The sequence below is a fragment of the Streptomyces xantholiticus genome, assembly GCF_014651015.1.
Taxonomy (GTDB): Bacteria; Actinomycetota; Actinomycetes; order Streptomycetales; family Streptomycetaceae; genus Streptomyces; species Streptomyces xantholiticus.
The window spans coordinates 154,638-169,643 of record NZ_BMWB01000019.1; the positions used below are offsets into that span (position 1 = coordinate 154,638).

The window sequence follows — 15,006 nt, forward strand, 5'->3', positions numbered from 1 at the left end:
GGGTTACTCGCGGGTTCGGCCATGATGGCGGCCATGCGCTTTCTGTTCGTCGGCGATTCCATGACCATCGGGAGCGCCGGCGGCTACAGCTGGCGCTACCGGATGTGGCAGCACCTCGTCTCCACCGGCGAGCCGTTCGAGATCGTGGGTCCGCGCTGCGCGCTGTACGACATCGAGACGAACGCCCCGGTGTCCCACGCCTACGCCGACCCGGCCTTCCCGGCGGACGCCCGCCGGCACCTGGCCGGATGGGGCGAGGGCTGGCTGCACATGGCACCCGTGATCCGCGAGGCGGTCGCCTCGGAGCGGGCCGACGTGCTCCTGATCTCCCTCGGCCTGATAGACCTCGGCTTCTATACGAACAGCGACCAGACCGCGGCGAACGCCCGGGAGTTCATCGCCCAGGCCCGCCTCGCCAACCCGCACGTGCGGATGGTCCTGCTCCCCGTCATCCCGAACATCCGCGCCGAGTCCGACGCGCCCTTCGCCGCCGAGTGCAACCGCTTCAACGTGCTGCTCGCCAAGGCGGTCGCCGACCTGGACACACCGGCGTCCCCGATCCTGCTGGCCTCCCGGCCGGATTCGTACGACATCCACAGCGACACCTACGACGGCACCCATCCCGGCCCGACGGGCGAGATCAAACTGGCCGGCGCCTTCGCGACCGCGATGCACCAGGCGTGGGGGCTCGGCGGCGCGTACGCCGTCGCGGCCTGACCGGCTCTCCCGGCCGAAATCCGCGGTGCCGGCCACCCGCCCTGCCTGCGATCCTCTCGTCCGTGTCCACGTTCGAAGACCTCCACGCCGAAGGCCGGGCCGTGAACACCGAGGGCTGGGACTTCTCCCGGTTCACCGGACGCGCCACCGAGCAGCGCCCGTCCTGGGGCTGCGCCGGGCTGCTCGCCGGCCGTATGGCGAAGGCCGAGGCCGCGCTCGAGGCCCGTCCGCGCGACTGACATCCGGCGGCTCGCGATACGGTGCCGCGGGACGCCGAACAGGGAGAGCAGGCAGATGACGGTCATACGCCGCCTGGCGCTGTACGTGGCACTGCCGCTGACACTCGCCGCCGTCACGGCCTACGGCTGGTACCAGTTCAGCGACACGGGCAGGCGCTGGCGCTACGAGGACAAGCTGGCGACCTACTGCCAGGGACTGATCCCGCCGAAGGAGTCGGCGGTCTTCACCGACTACGACACGGACAAGGCCCTGCCGCACGACGAGCACGTCGGCGGGTTGGACGGCTACGAGTTCTGCTGGGTCGGGAAGACCATGCTCACGATCGCCCGCATCCCCGCCTCGGCCCGGGACGACGACGGCCCCCGCGGCGTGTTCGACGAACTGCGCCCGGACCGGACGGGAACTCTGCCGATGGCGCTGGGCGGGGGCTGGCACGGCTACACCAACCTCGAGAGCGCCGCCGTCGTGCTGGACTGCGGCAACCAGGACGCCTCCGTCGTCGCGAGCGCGGCCACCGTCAGTCGCGCGGGGACAGGCCGCACCACCGCCGAACTCCTCGCGGCCACAGCGGTCCGGGCGGCCGAGCACTGGGACTGCGAGGCCGAGGCCGGCGGCCCGATCCCGCGCGTCCCCGCAGAGCCGGAGCAGAAGTCCCGCTTCGAGGCGAAGGGAACCTGCGCGGGCTTCCCGATGCACGACATGGACAGCATCCACTGGATCAAGGAGACGCCGGCGACGGCATCCTCCCTGCTGGAGGCCTGCGTCCTGGGCGAGACCAAGGCGCGGTCCGAGGAGCTGTTCCAGGTCCGCGCCTACTTCGGCCCCTTCGCGCAGGCCCAGTATCCGGATGACGAGTCCACCCGGGACGCGGGTCGGCACGGACAGCGCTTCTCCTGGGCCACCGCAAGGTGCCCCGGCACCAGCGCCCGCGCGCTCTTCACGATCTCCACCACTGAATACGCGCACGAGGACGTCGGTGACTTCGCCCGGTCCGCCCTCACCGCGTTCGCCAAGCGCTCGGCCGCGCAACACGGCTGCACGGACCTCGAACTCCCCCGCTGACGCCCGGCGGCGGTCGGCGGCTTCCCCTTCGGATCTCGGACCGGCGCTTGCGCCGGCGAATCCGTGCAGTCACGGTTCCGCTGCGACGCGGCAGGAAGGACGGACGGCAGCCGACGGGTGTCAGCCGCTGAGCAGGTCCGGGTTGTCGGCAAGGGCCGCCAGGTGGGAGCGGGGGTCGGTGATCAGTCTGCGGGTCGTGAGGTCGAGCATGCCTGCCACGCCGGAGATCTCCGCGGCGACCGTTCCGTCGTCCTTGACGATCTGCTGAACGACCTTGAACATCTTGCCCTCTCCGTAGACGAACCGGCAGGTCACCCGCACCTCGTCGCCGCCGCGCAGCTCGCTCAGGTACCTCACCGTCACTTCGAGGGCGACCGGGCCGACGCCGCTGGCCAGCAGCTTCTCCTGGGGCAGGCCTGCGGCCCGCAGCAGTTCCCAGCGTGCGTGCTCGGCGTACTGGAGATAGACGGACTGGTTCAGGTGGCCCTGTGTGTCGAGCTCGTAGCCACGTACGGTCACAACGACGGAGAAGGTCATGAACATCGCAACAGCTCGGCCCATGACCACATTCCCGGGCCCCCCGGCTCCGCGGTTCGGCGGCACCGACTTCCGGGGACGGTCCGGGCTTTTGGAACGTCCGAATGCGGGCACTCGTGGGGGCGTCGGATGCATGCCACATTCCCGCGAAGGGAGGACTCATGGCTGGAGAGCTGCGAGCCAAGGACATCATGACCAGCGGTGCACAGTGCGTGGGCGCGCATCAGTCGCTCCACGACGCGGCCAAGATGATGCGTGACCTGGGTGTCGGGGCGCTGCCCATCTGCGGCGACAACAACAGGCTCACGGGCCTGGTCACCGACCGGGACATCGTCATCACCTGCTGCGCCGAGGGCGTGGACCCGGCGGAGGTGCAGGCGGGTTCCCTGGGCGGCGAGCTGCACTGGATCGACTCGGATGCGGACGCCTCCGAGGTCCTGGAAACCATGGAGAACAACCACATCAAGCGCCTGCCGGTGATCGACGTGAAGGGCGGCCACCGTCTGGTGGGCATGATCACCGAGGCGAACGTCGCCAAGAACCTGAGCGACGAGCAGATCGCGGAGTTCGCGACCCGCGTGTACGCGGAGGCGTAGCAGCCCCCGCGCCCGTCCCGGACCGCGTGTGCGGCCACGGCGTCACCGCGCCCCCTCGCCGGGGCGCGGTGGCACCGATGCCCGTGGCTGGTTCTCGGCCGCGGCAAGGAGGATCCGGGAGAGTTCGTCGGGCTGGGAGAACATGGGCCAGTGGCCGGTGTCCATCTCGACCAGCCGCCAGTTTTCGCCGGTCAGCAGCCGGGCCACGACGTCCGTCGGTTCGGGGCCGTCGAGCAGGCACTTGATGTACGTCGCCGGAAGCTCGCCGAGCGGACGGGTCAGCACGGCCGGCTCGGTGAGGCTGGCGCCCGGGTGTGGCGTGGCGCCGCCCACGATGCGGGCGATCTGCTCGTCGGTGAGGCCCTGCCCCTCGCAGTCGGCGGTGGTCAGCGGTGCCCAGAAGCCGCCGTTGTCTGCGATCGAGGCCTTGAACCTCTCCGGACCCTGCCACCAGTTGGACGCGAACGATTCGCCGTCGGCCGGAACGTCGGAGTCGACGAAGACCACGCGCGACAGCCGGTCACCGATCCGCTCGGCGGCCTGGCCGACCGGGATGCCCGAATAGCTGTGGCCGACCAGGACGACGTCCCGCAGGTCCAGACGCTCGACCTCGTCGACGATGGCCCGCACATGCGTCTGCTGCCCGGCGGAGGCACCCTGCTTGTCCGCGAGACCGGAGAGCGTGACCGGGTGCGCACCGTGCCCCGCCCCCCGCAGCCGCGGCACCACGCCGTCCCACGCCCACGCTCCGAGCCAGGCGCCTGCCACGAGCACGAAATCCGTCATGGCGGCAACGTAGCGGAGGGGTCGGACAGTCGACCCGGAGACGTGATGCGAAGGTCAGCTTCCGCTGTTTCCGGGTGCGGTCGCCGGGAGGGCGTGGAGCCATTCGCCGACGGCGGCGAAGTCCGCTTCCGTCAGCCCGCGGCGTGCGTCGACACGGCGGAGCAGCGCCTGTCCTCGATGGTGGGCGGCGGTCCAGGCCCGGTCGACGTCGGTGATCTCGTCGTCGATCCAGACGAAGGGCCGCCCCGCTGCCCGGTCGACGAGGGTCCGGGTCTTCCAGTGCAGTCCGCCGCGTTCGTCCTGCTCCTCGGTATCGGACGGCCCCGGCCAGTCCACCAGGGGCAATGGTGGCAGGCCGAGCCGCGGTGCGACGCAATCGTTCGCGTCGTCCGTCCATGTCGTGGCCCAGACCAGTTCGCACGGCAGGGCCGCCAGGCGGGGCCCGTGCGCGGGGTCGATCCGCGACAGCAGGGGGTTCCGGCCGGACCCGCAAGGCTCGGAGCACGTCCCTTCGTGGGCCGGGTACTCCTGCGGCGTCCCGCCGAACGGGATGAGCGGTCCGTCGATGTCGAGGAAGAGCAGGGGGCGCGGCCCGGAACTGGTCACGCCTGCAGGCTAGCGGGCGTGGGCCCGGCCCTCCGTCGGGGACGAGGGCCGGGCCGGGACGGGTGTCAGAAGACGAACGGGCCCGGGTTCTGCGGTGACGTCGCCGTGCACTCGACCGTGATGCCGAAGACGACGACCGTGAGCGTCTTCGCCTCGAGGCTGTCCTGGGACGCGACGGTGCCGGCGAGCGGACCGGTGGAGACCGCACCGCCGGCCGGGATCGCCGGATTGGAGTTTCCGGTGAACGTCGCCGTGTCCGTGCCGTTCTTGGACAGCGTCAGCGTGGACTCGATGGAGTTCGCCCCGATGGGGAGGGGGGCGGTGATGGCCTGCGTGGAGACATCGACGGTCGCTGCCGTGCCGTCCTGCGTGGCCTTGAGCGTGGCCGTTCCGGAGCCGTACGAGCCGCAGTCGAACGACAACGTTGCCGTCTCCGGCGTCACCGCGTGGGCGGCGGGCGCCATGGCGAGGGTGGTCGCGGCCAGGGCGCCGAGGACGTAGAGGGTGCTGTGCTTCAGGGTCTTCATGGGGGCTCTCATGGGGGTATTCATGGGGGGATCCGCCTTCGTGTGGGGTCACAGGCCGACGGGGGCATTGCGGCACGTGGGAGCCGGGAAGGGAAGAGCGACACGGCGAGAGCCGCCCACTACGGCCGGATCCCGTCCCCCTCAGAGCCCTGCCCGCGTCAGTCGGTTGGCGAGTGTGGACATCGTGTACGTACCGATGCCCATGACGACCTCCAACGCGTTCTGCGAGGTGAAGCCGTGCGCGAGAAAGGCGCGCAGTTCCGGGTCACCGACCGCGCCGGAGGTACGGAAAACATCCAGGGTGAACTGCCGTACGGCCTCGAGCCGTTCGTCGCAAAGCGCACGCTGCTCGCCCAGTGCGGCGATCAGCTCCTCGTCCGCGCCGAGCGCCCGCAGCTTGCCGGTGTGCATGGTCACGCACACATGGCACTCGTTTCGCGCGGCGACCGTCATCACGACCACCTCCCGGGCCACCGGATCGAGCGTCGTCGTCTCGAAGGCGGCGCTCAGCTTGAGGAACCCGTCCAGGAGATGGGGAGACGTGGCCAGCCTCGCGACGGCGGGCGGCAGATGACCGAGGCGCTTGACGGTCGACTCCATGGCGCGCCGGGACGCGGGCGGCGCCGATTCCAGGGTGTGCTCGGTGAACATGGGGCAGCTCCTACAATGGACAACATGGTTGACGAACCCGTTCCGCAAAACGTAAACCAGGTTGTCGAATCGCGCAAGGCGCTTTCCGAGCCGCCCGCCGCACCCGAACCGCCCGGATATGAGCTGCCACTGCTCCTCTTCGCCGGTTTCCGCTCGCTCATCGACAAGCTGCACGCCGAACTGGCCCGGCAGGGCCACGCCGATGTCCGCCCCGCCCACGGCTTCGCCATGCAGGCCATCGGCATGGACGGGGCCACCGCCAGCGACCTCGGCCGCCGCCTCGGCGTCTCCAAGCAGGCCGCCGGCAAGACCGCCGACCGCCTGCTCGCCCTCGGATACGCGGAACGCGCCGACGACCCCGCGGACGCCCGCCGCAAACTGATCCGCCTCACGCCGCACGGCCTGGACGCCCTGAGCCGCTCGGCCGCGATCTTCGACGCACTTCGGGCCGAGTGGGCGCAGGTGATCGGCCCCGACCGCCTGCGCGACCTGGAATCCGCCCTCCGCACGGTCACCCCCCAGGAGAGCTTCCGCCTGGACGCGGCGGGCTGGCTGGGCGGCGCGTGATGTCGTTCCTCCAGCGTGACCCGGTCCCTGCGCCTGTCGCGGTACCGCGCGGCTGCACGCGTGTCTGCGGCAGCCGGGCAGGAGCGCCACGATGACCGCCTTGGCCGAGCGCATCCACACCCAGCCACGGGACGGCGACCACGCGTCGGAGACGATCGGCGCCTTCAGTGCGGACGTCGACCTCACCGAGACCCCCGTCGGCCTCACCCTCACCACCGGCGACTTCCCTCACGAGTGACCTGGGGCCGGCCCCGCGACTGCATGACGATGTACACACAACGGTCTTGGCATGTTCACCCCATCTCCGTAGGGCGCTGAAATGCTTTTCGATGTCCTCATCGATCGCCACCCGCGCTGCCGGGCAGTCCTCCTGCCGATCCCCTTGGGCGCGGGTGCGCCTCAGGAGCAGGGAACCCCCACATGCCTCGACTCCGAACCCCCGCCCCCAGGGCCGCACTTCTCGCGCTCGCCGCCGGCCTGGCTCTGACCTGCGTGGCGACCACCGCACCCGCCGCCACCTCCGAGTCCTCCGCGCCGGCGAATCGTTCCGCCACCGCCCTGGACGACACCTACTACCAGGACGCACTGGGCAAGACCGGCCCGGCGCTCAAGGACGCACTGCACACGATCATCAGCGACCAGTCCAAACTGTCCTACTCCCAGGTCTGGGACGCCCTGAAGGACACGGACGAAGACCCGGCCAACCCCTCCAACGTCGTACTGCTCTACGCGGGTCGATCGCAGAGCAAGTCCTCCAACGGCGGGGACACGGACGACTGGAACCGCGAGCATGTCTGGGCCAAGTCCCACGGGGACTTCGGCACCGCCACCGGCCCCGGCACCGACATCCACCACCTGCGCCCGGAGGACGTGTCGGTCAACTCCGTACGCGGCAACAAGGACTTCGACAACGGGGGCAGCCCCGTCGGCGAAGCACCTCAGAACACCACCGACTCGGACTCCTTCGAGCCCCGTGACTCCGTCAAGGGCGATGTCGCCCGAATGATCTTCTACATGGCCGTGCGCTACGAGGGCGAGGACGGATTCGCCGACCTCGAGCCGAACGACCGCGTGGACAACGGCTCCCAGCCGTACATCGGCCGGCTGTCCGTACTCAAGCAATGGAACGAGCAGGACCCGCCGGACGCCTTCGAGCAGCGTCGCAACCAGGTCATATTCGACCGCTACCAGCACAACCGGAACCCGTTCATAGACCACCCGGAGTGGGCCGAAGCCATCTGGTAGGCCGGCGTCTCCCCCTCCCGCGGCCGCGCGCCGCGGGAGGCGCACGCCGCGACCCTGATGCCCTTGCTTCGAGCGGACTCGAAGGCGTTGGCTATGGACTCATGAAGTACACGCAGCTCGGACGCACGGGACTCAAGGTCAGCCGCATCGTCCTCGGGACGATGAACTTCGGGCCTCAGACCGACGAGGCCGCAAGCCACACCATCATGGACGCCGCGCTCGGCGCGGGCATCAACTTCTTCGACACCGCCAACGTCTACGGCTGGGGCGAGAACAAGGGCCGCACCGAGGAGATCATCGGTTCCTGGTTCGCCGGTGACCGGAGCCGCCGTGACAAGGTCGTCCTCGCGACCAAGGTCTACGGCAACATGGCCGGCGACGGCGACCCCTGGCCCAACCACGACCGGCTCTCCGCCCTCAACATCCGCCGCGCGGTGGACGCTTCGCTCAAGCGGCTGCAGACCGACTACATCGACCTCTACCAGTTCCACCACATCGACCGCCGCACTCCGTTCGAGGAGATCTGGCAGGCGATCGACGTCCTCGTCCAGCAGGGCAAGATCCTCTACGCGGGCTCCTCCAACTTCCCCGGCTGGGCAATCGCCAAGGCCAACGAGACGGCCCGTCGCCTCGGCTCGTACGGCCTGGTCAGCGAGCAGTGCCTCTACAACCTCGCCGAGCGCCGCGCCGAGATGGAGGTCATCCCGGCCGCGCAGGACTACGGCCTCGGGGTCATCCCGTGGTCACCGCTGCACGGCGGCCTGCTCGGCGGAGTGATCAAGAAGGAGAACGAAGGCAAGCGCCGGGCGTCCGGCCGCTCCGCCGACGCGCTCGCCAACAGCTCCGTCCGGGAGCAGGTACAGGCGTACGAGAACCTGCTCGACAAGCACGGTCTCGCGCCGGGCGAAACGGCGCTGGCGTGGCTGCTGACGCGACCGGGGGTCACCGGCCCGATCGTCGGCCCGCGTACCGCCGACCAGCTCGCGTCCGCGCTGCGGGCGGTCGAACTGGAGCTCTCGCAGGAAGTGCTCACGGGCCTGGACGAGATCTTCCCGGGACCCGGTCCGTCACCGGAGGCCTTCGCCTGGTGATCGCGCACGCGGCGGTGGCCGCGGCAGGCCCTACCGGCCGACCGCGGCCGCCACGGCGACGATCACGAACATGAGCACCAGCGCGGCGGCCATGATCTGGTTTCTGGTCTTGGGATTCACCCGACGAGGTTAACCCGCGCCCTCGAGCGACCAGGAACCGACCACTTCGTACCGCGGCTGCTCGCCCCGGACGCCGCCGACCGGCAGGTTGCTGCGGACGAGAGCGAGCTCGCCCACCTGCCAGGGTGTGCCCTCGAAGGCGCCGAGCGCCTCGACGTACGGACGGAGGTCGCCGCCCGCGTCGCGGGTACGGGCGATCGTGAGGTGCGCCTGGTAGCGGCGGTGCTCCTCCATGGCGACACCGGCCCGCCGGGCCGCGGCGTCCGCACGCTCGGCGAGCAGCCTCATCTGCTCGATCCCACCGGCCGCCCCGATCCACAGCGCCCGGTGCCCGAACCGCCCCCCGCGGTGCAGCCGCAACGGGAACGACGCGGTCCGGTGCGCGGCCCGAGCCAGCCGCGCCTGCAGATCGGGAACCCGCTCGTCGTCGACCTCCCCCATGAACGCGAGCGTGAAGTGCCACCCCGCGTGACCGGTCCACCGCAGGCTCTCGGCAGCGGGGAGCCGCTTCAAGGCGGCGACCTCGGTGGCGAGTTCGTCGGCGGCCGCAGTGGGTGGGAGGACGGCGGCGAAGAGTCTCATGGAGCCCAGTGTGACGTGACTGTGGCGGGGCTCGTGGCACACGACCGCTGCGCGGAACCGTTCCCCACCGCGCGCCTCCCTGAAACCGGGGGCGCCGCCCCCGGGCCACCGCGCCTCAATCGCCGGCGGGCTGAGTTTCGCTGCGCGAAATCAGCCGGTCGGCGACCCCGGACACCGCGCGGAGAGCAGTACCGGGGGTCCTGGGCGAAGTCCCGGTTCCGGGACGGGAGCACCACCCACGCCGCCAGGCGCAGGGGGAGGGCGGGTGGGGACAAGCCCGCCGCAGGCGCCCCCTGCCCCGCAACGCACGCGGGCCCGGCCCCGCCAAGGCCCGGCGCCGGCCGGGCCCGCACAGGGCCTCAAGTCACCCGCCGGGCGCGCCCCGCGCGGAGGGGACGCGCCCGGCCCGAGCCCGGCCCGCGACAGCAGCGGCGCGCCGCCGCGCACTACGCCGCCGTCACCAGCCCCTCACGGGGAACGAACCGGACCCGCGGGTGACCCCCGTGCCACCGCACGGACAGCCGCAGGCCGCCGACCCGCGCCAGCATCACGCCCACACCCGCCGCCGCGAGCGCGGCCACTGCGCCGCCCGCGGCGAAGCCGATGCGCGCGCCGTACGTGTCGGTGATCCAGCCGACGAGGGGCGCGCCCAGCGGGGTGCCGCCGGTGAAGACCATCATGAACAGGCTCATCACACGGCCCCGCATCAGCGGGTCCGTCGCCATCTGGACGCTGGAGTTGGCGGTGACGTTGACCGTCAGGCCGAACATTCCGATCGGGACCATCATCGCCGCGAAGATCCAGAAGGCCGGGGCGAAGGCCGTGACGATCTCCAGCACTCCGAAGAGCACGGCCGCGCCGACCAGCAGCCGCAGCCGTGAGCTGCCGCGCCGGGCGGCCAGCAGGGCGCCGGCCAGGGAGCCGGCGGCCATCAGGGTGTTGAGCAGACCGTATGTGCCGGCGTCCCCGTGGAAGACGTCGTCGACGAACGCGGAGAGCCAGATCGGGAAGTTGAAGCCGAAGGTGCCGATGAAGCCGACGAGGACGATCGGCCAGATCAGCTCGGGCCGGCCCGCGACGTACTTGAGGCCCTCCCGAAGCTGGCCCTTGCCACGCGGGGCGCGCTCGACCTTGTGGAGTTCCGAGGCCCGCATCATCAGCAGGCCCGCGACGGGCGCGAGGAAGGACAGGCCGTTGAGCAGGAACGCGTAGCCGCTGCCGACGGCGGTGATCAGGACACCGGCGACCGCCGGTCCGACGAGCCGCGCGGACTGGAAGTTCGCGGAGTTGAGCGAGACGGCGTTGCGCAGCTGGTCGGGGCCCACCATCTCGGCGACGAAGGACTGCCGCGCCGGGTTGTCGACGACGGTGACGAGGCCGAGCAGGAACGCCGTCAGATAGACGTGCCAGACCTGGACGTGTCCGCTGAGCGTGAGCACGGCGAGCGCCAGGCCGGTGAGGCCCATCGCGGCCTGGGTGGCGAGCAGCAGCGGCCGCTTGGGCAGCCGGTCCGCGAGCACCCCGCCGTAGAGGCCGAAGAGAAGCATGGGGAGGAACTGCAGCGCGATGGTGATGCCGACGGCGGACGCGGATCCGGTCAGGCTGAGCACCAGCCAGTCCTGGGCGATGCGCTGCATCCAGGTGCCGGTGTTGGAGACGACCTGTCCCGTCGCGAAGAGCCGGTAGTTGCGGATCCCCAGCGAGCTGAACATGGACTGCTTGCGGGCAGGTCGGGCGGACAGGGTGTCGGGGTCGTTCGGTGCGGGGGCGGAGTCTGCTCCGGATCCCGTACTCAAAGGGGTTCGCCTCCTCGGCGTCGGCGGTTATTGCAGGTGCGCGAGCTTCTCCAGGACGGGGGCGGCTGCGCGCAGCTTTGCCCACTCCTCATCGTCCAGACCCTCGGCGAGCGTTGCCAGCCAGGCGTTCCGCTTGCGGCGGGACTCCTCGAGCATGGTCTCGGCCTGCTCGGTCTGGGTGACCACCTTCTGCCGGCGGTCGGCGGGGTGCGGCTCGAGCCGGACCAGTCCCTTGGCTTCGAGCAGTGCCACGATCCGGGTCATCGACGGCGGCTGCACGTGTTCCTTGCGGGCCAGCTCACCGGGGGTGGCGGAGCCGCAGGTGGCGAGGGTGCCGAGCACCGACATCTCGGTGGGGCTCAGCGTTTCGTCGACGCGCTGGTGCTTCAGACGGCGACCCAGCCGCATGACGGCCGAGCGCAGGGAGTTCACGGCGGCGACGTCTGCGTCGGTGGCACCGTGGGACAGGTCAGGCATGTTCGTTAGCGTAACTCATTACTCTAGCTAAAGACCAGCGGGTTACGACGAAGGTGGCGCTGTCACCCGTATGAGTGAGATGTATTCGGAAAGTGACGCCCGGGTGGACGGGATGCGGCGAACCTGGCACGCATGGGATCGACAGTGCTCAGCCTGCGGATGGACGGTGAGTTGCTCGACCGGATCCGGCAGCATGCGGCGAAACGGCAGATGAGCGTCCAGGACTATGTGGTCCGGACGCTCATTCGCGACGACTTCGACGAGCGCTTCAAGGCGGCCGTCGACGAGACGGGGAAGTTCTACGACGTCACCTGACGGACCAGGGGTCTACCCGAGCCCCACCGCCGGCATCGCGTAGTAGAAGACGAAGACCGCCGACACGGCGTACATCGCCGCCGGTACCTCGCGCCCACGCCCGGCCGAAATGATTCCGGGCCGCCGCCGGCCACCTCCGGGCCCTGACCGCCCCCGCCTACACTGTCCGCATGGCGAAGTGGACCCCCCGGCACGAGGCACCCGAACCCCTTGAGGGGCCGATCGTCGCCACCATCACCGGCGGCACGATCCTCTGGTTCGTGATGTTCCTCGTCCAGGTCCCCTTCTACGCCTGGTTCGAGGACCGCGACCTCACCTGGTGGGTGTGGACCTGCCTGGCCGGCGCCGGCCTCGGGCTGATCGGCATCTGGTACGTACGCGGCCGCGACGCGGCGATCAAGCGCGCGAAGGGGGCGGACACCGAGCCCCGGGAGCCGGGCGCACCCGCCTGACCCGCCTCGCAGACCCGTAGTGCCACGGGACCATTCGCGTCCTACCCCGGTCTGATCTTCCGCCTGTCAGGCGCGATCCGGCGCTCCCGGCCGTAACGTCGGAACCATGACTCAGCGGGCGGACACAGAAGCCGACGGCCCCGAGCCGGGCCCTCTCCCGGACAAGAGCGCCACCCGGCGGTCCACCGGCCTGACGTCCGCCGAGGTCGCGGCGCGCGTCGCGCGCGGCGAGGTCAACGACGTCCCCGTACGCAGCTCCCGCTCCGCCGTCGACATCGTCCGCGCCAACGTCCTCACCCGCTTCAACGCCATCATCGGCGTGCTGTGGGTGATCATGTTCTTCGTCGCGCCCATCCAGGACAGCCTCTTCGGCTTCGTGATCATCGCCAACACCGGCATCGGCATCATCCAGGAACTGCGCGCCAAGAAGACGCTCGACTCGCTCGCGGTCCTCGGCGAGGCGAAGCCGAGAGTCCGGCGGGACGGCGTCACCGCCGCGATCTCCACCTCCGAGATCGTCCTCGGCGACCTCGTCGAGCTCGGCCCCGGTGACAAGGTCGTCGTCGACGGCGAGATCGCGGAGGCGGACAGCATCGAGGTCGACGAGTCGCTGCTGACCGGCGAGGCCGACCCGGTGCCGAAGCAGCCCGGCGACCTGGTGATGTCCGGGAGCTTCGTCGTCGCGGGCGGCGGCGCGTTCACCGCCACGAAGGTCGGGCGCGAGGCGTACGCGGTGCAGCTCGCCGAGGAGGCGTCCCGCTTCACGCTCGTCCACTCCGAGCTGCGCTCCGGAATCTCGACGATCCTCAAGTACGTGACGTGGATGATGGTCCCGACCGCGATCGGACTGGTCATCAGCCAGCTGGTGGTGAAGCAGAGCAACTTCAAGGACTCGGTCGCCCGGACCGTCGGCGGGATCGTGCCGATGATCCCGGAGGGTCTGGTCCTGCTGACCTCGGTCGCCTTCGCGATCGGCGTGATCCGCCTCGGCCGCAAGCAGTGCCTGGTGCAGGAACTTCCCGCCATCGAGGGCCTGGCCCGGGTCGACGTCGTCTGCCTGGACAAGACCGGCACCCTCACCGAGGGCGGCATGGACGTCACCGAGCTGCGCCCGCTGAACGGTGCGGACGAGGCGCAGGTGCGGACGGTCCTGGGCGCGCTCGGCGCCTCCGATCCACGGCCGAACGCCTCGTTGCAGGCCGTCGTCGCGGCCTACCCGGACGGCGGCGACCACCGCTGCACCGCGTCCCTGCCCTTCTCCTCGGCCCGCAAGTACAGCGGGGCGACCTTCGCGTACGGCGACGGCGCGAGTGCGACCTGGCTGCTCGGCGCACCCGACGTCCTGCTCCCCGTCGGCGACCCCTCCCTCGAGGAGATCGACGAACTCAACCGGCGGGGCCTGCGGGTGCTGCTGCTGGCACGGTCCAAGGGCCCGCTGGAGGCACCCGCCGAGAAGACGGCGGCCGCCCTGGTCGTCCTCGAACAGCGCCTGCGCCCCGACGCCTCCGAGACCCTCCGCTACTTCGCCGACCAGGACGTCGCGGCGAAGGTCATCTCGGGTGACAACGCGGTCGCGGTCGGCGCGGTCGCGGCCAAGCTCGGCCTGCCGGGCGCCGACTCCACGCTCGACGCGCGCAAGCTGCCGGCTGCGCGCGAGGCGATGGGCGCGGAACTGGACGGGGCCGCGGTCTTCGGCCGCGTCAGTCCGCAGCAGAAGCGCGACATGGTCGGTGCGCTCCAGTCCCGCGGACACACGGTCGCCATGACGGGCGACGGCGTCAACGACGTCCTGGCGCTCAAGGACGCGGACATCGGCGTGGCGATGGGCTCGGGATCGGAGGCGACCAAGGCCGTCGCGCAGATCGTGCTGCTGAACAACAGCTTCGCGACGCTGCCGTCGGTGGTCGCGGAGGGCCGCCGGGTCATCGGCAACATCACCCGCGTCGCCACCCTCTTCCTGACAAAGACGGTCTACTCCGTGTTGCTGGCGATCCTCGTGGTCTGCAGCCAGGTCGAGTACCCCTTCCTCCCCCGCCACCTCACCCTGCTCTCCACCCTCACCATCGGCGTCCCGGCCTTCTTCCTGGCACTGGCCCCCAACAAGGAGCGCGCCAGGCCGCACTTCGTACGGAGGGTGATGCGGTACGCGATGCCCGCGGGCCTGATCGCGGCGGCGGCGACCTTCTCCGCCTACCTGCTGGCCCGCTCGCACTACACGGGCACCGGGTCGCTGGCCGCAGAGACGAGCGTGGCGACGCTGACACTGTTCCTGGTCGCGATGTGGGTCCTCGCGATCATCGCCCGGCCGTACACATGGTGGCGGATCGGCCTGGTGGCGGCGATGGGGCTGGGCTTCCTGCTGGTGCTGACGGTGCCGTGGCTCCAGCACTTCTTCGCTCTGAGACTGGTGGGCGCGACGATGCCGTGGACGGCGGTCGCCATCGCGGCGGCGGGCGCGGCGCTGCTGGAGCTGTCGTGGCGGGTGGTGGGGCGGCGCTTCCCGGCATGACGAAGGCTCCGCCGCACGCCGTGTCCCCGCGTGCGGCGGAGCCTTTGCGGGGTGGCCGTTACTTCACGTAGTAGCCGGCGACGTCGGCGATCAGGTTCACCGAGCCGGCGTTGTTGTAGAAGCTGACCTT

Annotated in this window: 18 protein-coding genes and 1 pseudogene; 11 read left to right on the top strand and 8 right to left on the bottom strand. The window is 70.6% G+C overall.

Features of this window, described 5'->3' with window-relative positions:
• The first annotated feature begins 33 nt into the window (after positions 1 to 33).
• From IE198_RS25025 to IE198_RS25035, 3 genes and pseudogenes are all read left to right on the top strand, one after another.
• Positions 34 to 717 carry a GDSL-type esterase/lipase family protein gene (locus IE198_RS25025; RefSeq protein WP_373299964.1) on the top strand — a complete coding sequence of 228 codons (684 nt, stop codon included), beginning with the start codon at positions 34 to 36 and terminating at the stop codon, positions 715 to 717.
• A 62-nt stretch (positions 718 to 779) separates the two neighbouring features.
• Positions 780 to 938, top strand: a pseudogene (locus IE198_RS25030) (class I SAM-dependent methyltransferase); the annotation flags it as partial.
• A 73-nt stretch (positions 939 to 1,011) separates the two neighbouring features.
• Positions 1,012 to 2,019 (top strand): hypothetical protein, encoded by a 1,008-nt coding sequence (locus tag IE198_RS25035; protein WP_189890337.1) that lies wholly within the window; start codon positions 1,012 to 1,014, stop codon positions 2,017 to 2,019.
• Between the two features lie 120 nt (positions 2,020 to 2,139).
• On the opposite strand, the gene IE198_RS25040 is transcribed toward IE198_RS25035, so the two are convergent.
• Positions 2,140 to 2,556 carry an acyl-CoA thioesterase gene (locus IE198_RS25040; protein ID WP_189890404.1) on the bottom strand — a complete coding sequence of 139 codons (417 nt, stop codon included), beginning with the start codon at positions 2,554 to 2,556 and terminating at the stop codon, positions 2,140 to 2,142.
• Between the two features lie 161 nt (positions 2,557 to 2,717).
• Here IE198_RS25040 and IE198_RS25045 point away from each other — a divergent pair, with 161 nt between their 5' ends.
• Complete coding sequence (locus IE198_RS25045; protein WP_189890340.1) at positions 2,718 to 3,152, top strand: CBS domain-containing protein; 435 nt, start codon at positions 2,718 to 2,720, stop codon at positions 3,150 to 3,152.
• A 42-nt stretch (positions 3,153 to 3,194) separates the two neighbouring features.
• Here IE198_RS25045 and IE198_RS25050 read toward each other — a convergent pair whose 3' ends face one another.
• The 4 genes from IE198_RS25050 to IE198_RS25065 all read right to left on the bottom strand — a co-directional run bounded on the left by IE198_RS25050 (position 3,195) and on the right by IE198_RS25065 (position 5,722).
• On the bottom strand, positions 3,195 to 3,938 hold the full coding sequence (locus tag IE198_RS25050; RefSeq protein WP_189890342.1) for an alpha/beta fold hydrolase: 744 nt from the start codon (positions 3,936 to 3,938) through the stop codon (positions 3,195 to 3,197).
• Positions 3,939 to 3,992: 54 nt separating this feature from the next.
• Positions 3,993 to 4,544 carry an HAD domain-containing protein gene (locus IE198_RS25055; RefSeq protein ID WP_189890344.1) on the bottom strand — a complete coding sequence of 184 codons (552 nt, stop codon included), beginning with the start codon at positions 4,542 to 4,544 and terminating at the stop codon, positions 3,993 to 3,995.
• 65 nt (positions 4,545 to 4,609) lie between these two features.
• Positions 4,610 to 5,071, bottom strand: coding sequence for a hypothetical protein (locus tag IE198_RS25060; RefSeq protein WP_189890346.1), 462 nt, complete (start codon positions 5,069 to 5,071; stop codon positions 4,610 to 4,612).
• A gap of 141 nt (positions 5,072 to 5,212) precedes the next feature.
• Positions 5,213 to 5,722, bottom strand: a complete 510-nt coding sequence (locus IE198_RS25065; RefSeq protein ID WP_189890347.1) for a carboxymuconolactone decarboxylase family protein — start codon at positions 5,720 to 5,722, stop codon at positions 5,213 to 5,215.
• Positions 5,723 to 5,746: 24 nt separating this feature from the next.
• Here IE198_RS25065 and IE198_RS25070 point away from each other — a divergent pair, with 24 nt between their 5' ends.
• The 4 genes from IE198_RS25070 (at position 5,747) to IE198_RS25085 (ending at position 8,625) form a co-directional block, all read left to right on the top strand.
• A complete protein-coding gene (locus IE198_RS25070) occupies positions 5,747 to 6,289 on the top strand; it encodes a MarR family winged helix-turn-helix transcriptional regulator (RefSeq protein WP_229834304.1) in 543 nt (180 codons plus the stop codon).
• A gap of 91 nt (positions 6,290 to 6,380) precedes the next feature.
• On the top strand, positions 6,381 to 6,527 hold the full coding sequence (locus IE198_RS25075; RefSeq protein ID WP_189890352.1) for a hypothetical protein: 147 nt from the start codon (positions 6,381 to 6,383) through the stop codon (positions 6,525 to 6,527).
• 182 nt (positions 6,528 to 6,709) lie between these two features.
• A complete protein-coding gene (locus tag IE198_RS25080) occupies positions 6,710 to 7,534 on the top strand; it encodes an endonuclease I family protein (protein ID WP_189890354.1) in 825 nt (274 codons plus the stop codon).
• A gap of 101 nt (positions 7,535 to 7,635) precedes the next feature.
• A complete protein-coding gene (locus tag IE198_RS25085; RefSeq protein ID WP_189890356.1) occupies positions 7,636 to 8,625 on the top strand; it encodes an aldo/keto reductase in 990 nt (329 codons plus the stop codon).
• Between the two features lie 129 nt (positions 8,626 to 8,754).
• Here the strand turns inward: IE198_RS25085 and thpR are convergent, their stop codons facing one another.
• The 3 genes from thpR to IE198_RS25100 all read right to left on the bottom strand — a co-directional run bounded on the left by thpR (position 8,755) and on the right by IE198_RS25100 (position 11,600).
• Positions 8,755 to 9,327 carry an RNA 2',3'-cyclic phosphodiesterase gene (gene thpR, locus IE198_RS25090; protein ID WP_189890359.1) on the bottom strand — a complete coding sequence of 191 codons (573 nt, stop codon included), beginning with the start codon at positions 9,325 to 9,327 and terminating at the stop codon, positions 8,755 to 8,757.
• Between the two features lie 446 nt (positions 9,328 to 9,773).
• A complete protein-coding gene (locus tag IE198_RS25095) occupies positions 9,774 to 11,123 on the bottom strand; it encodes an MFS transporter (protein WP_189890361.1) in 1,350 nt (449 codons plus the stop codon).
• A gap of 27 nt (positions 11,124 to 11,150) precedes the next feature.
• Positions 11,151 to 11,600 carry a MarR family winged helix-turn-helix transcriptional regulator gene (locus IE198_RS25100; RefSeq protein WP_189890363.1) on the bottom strand — a complete coding sequence of 150 codons (450 nt, stop codon included), beginning with the start codon at positions 11,598 to 11,600 and terminating at the stop codon, positions 11,151 to 11,153.
• A gap of 132 nt (positions 11,601 to 11,732) precedes the next feature.
• On the opposite strand from IE198_RS25100, the gene IE198_RS25105 reads away from it, so the two are divergent.
• The 3 genes from IE198_RS25105 (at position 11,733) to IE198_RS25115 (ending at position 14,876) form a co-directional block, all read left to right on the top strand.
• The gene (locus tag IE198_RS25105) at positions 11,733 to 11,915 is read left to right on the top strand and encodes a ribbon-helix-helix protein, CopG family (RefSeq protein ID WP_189890365.1); all 183 of its coding nucleotides are present in this window, start codon (positions 11,733 to 11,735) and stop codon (positions 11,913 to 11,915) included.
• A gap of 170 nt (positions 11,916 to 12,085) precedes the next feature.
• On the top strand, positions 12,086 to 12,367 hold the full coding sequence (locus IE198_RS25110) for a DUF2530 domain-containing protein (RefSeq protein ID WP_189890367.1): 282 nt from the start codon (positions 12,086 to 12,088) through the stop codon (positions 12,365 to 12,367).
• Positions 12,368 to 12,473: 106 nt separating this feature from the next.
• Positions 12,474 to 14,876: an HAD-IC family P-type ATPase gene (locus IE198_RS25115; RefSeq protein WP_189890369.1), complete on the top strand. Its 2,403-nt coding sequence runs from the start codon at positions 12,474 to 12,476 to the stop codon at positions 14,874 to 14,876.
• Positions 14,877 to 15,006 lie beyond the last annotated feature (130 nt).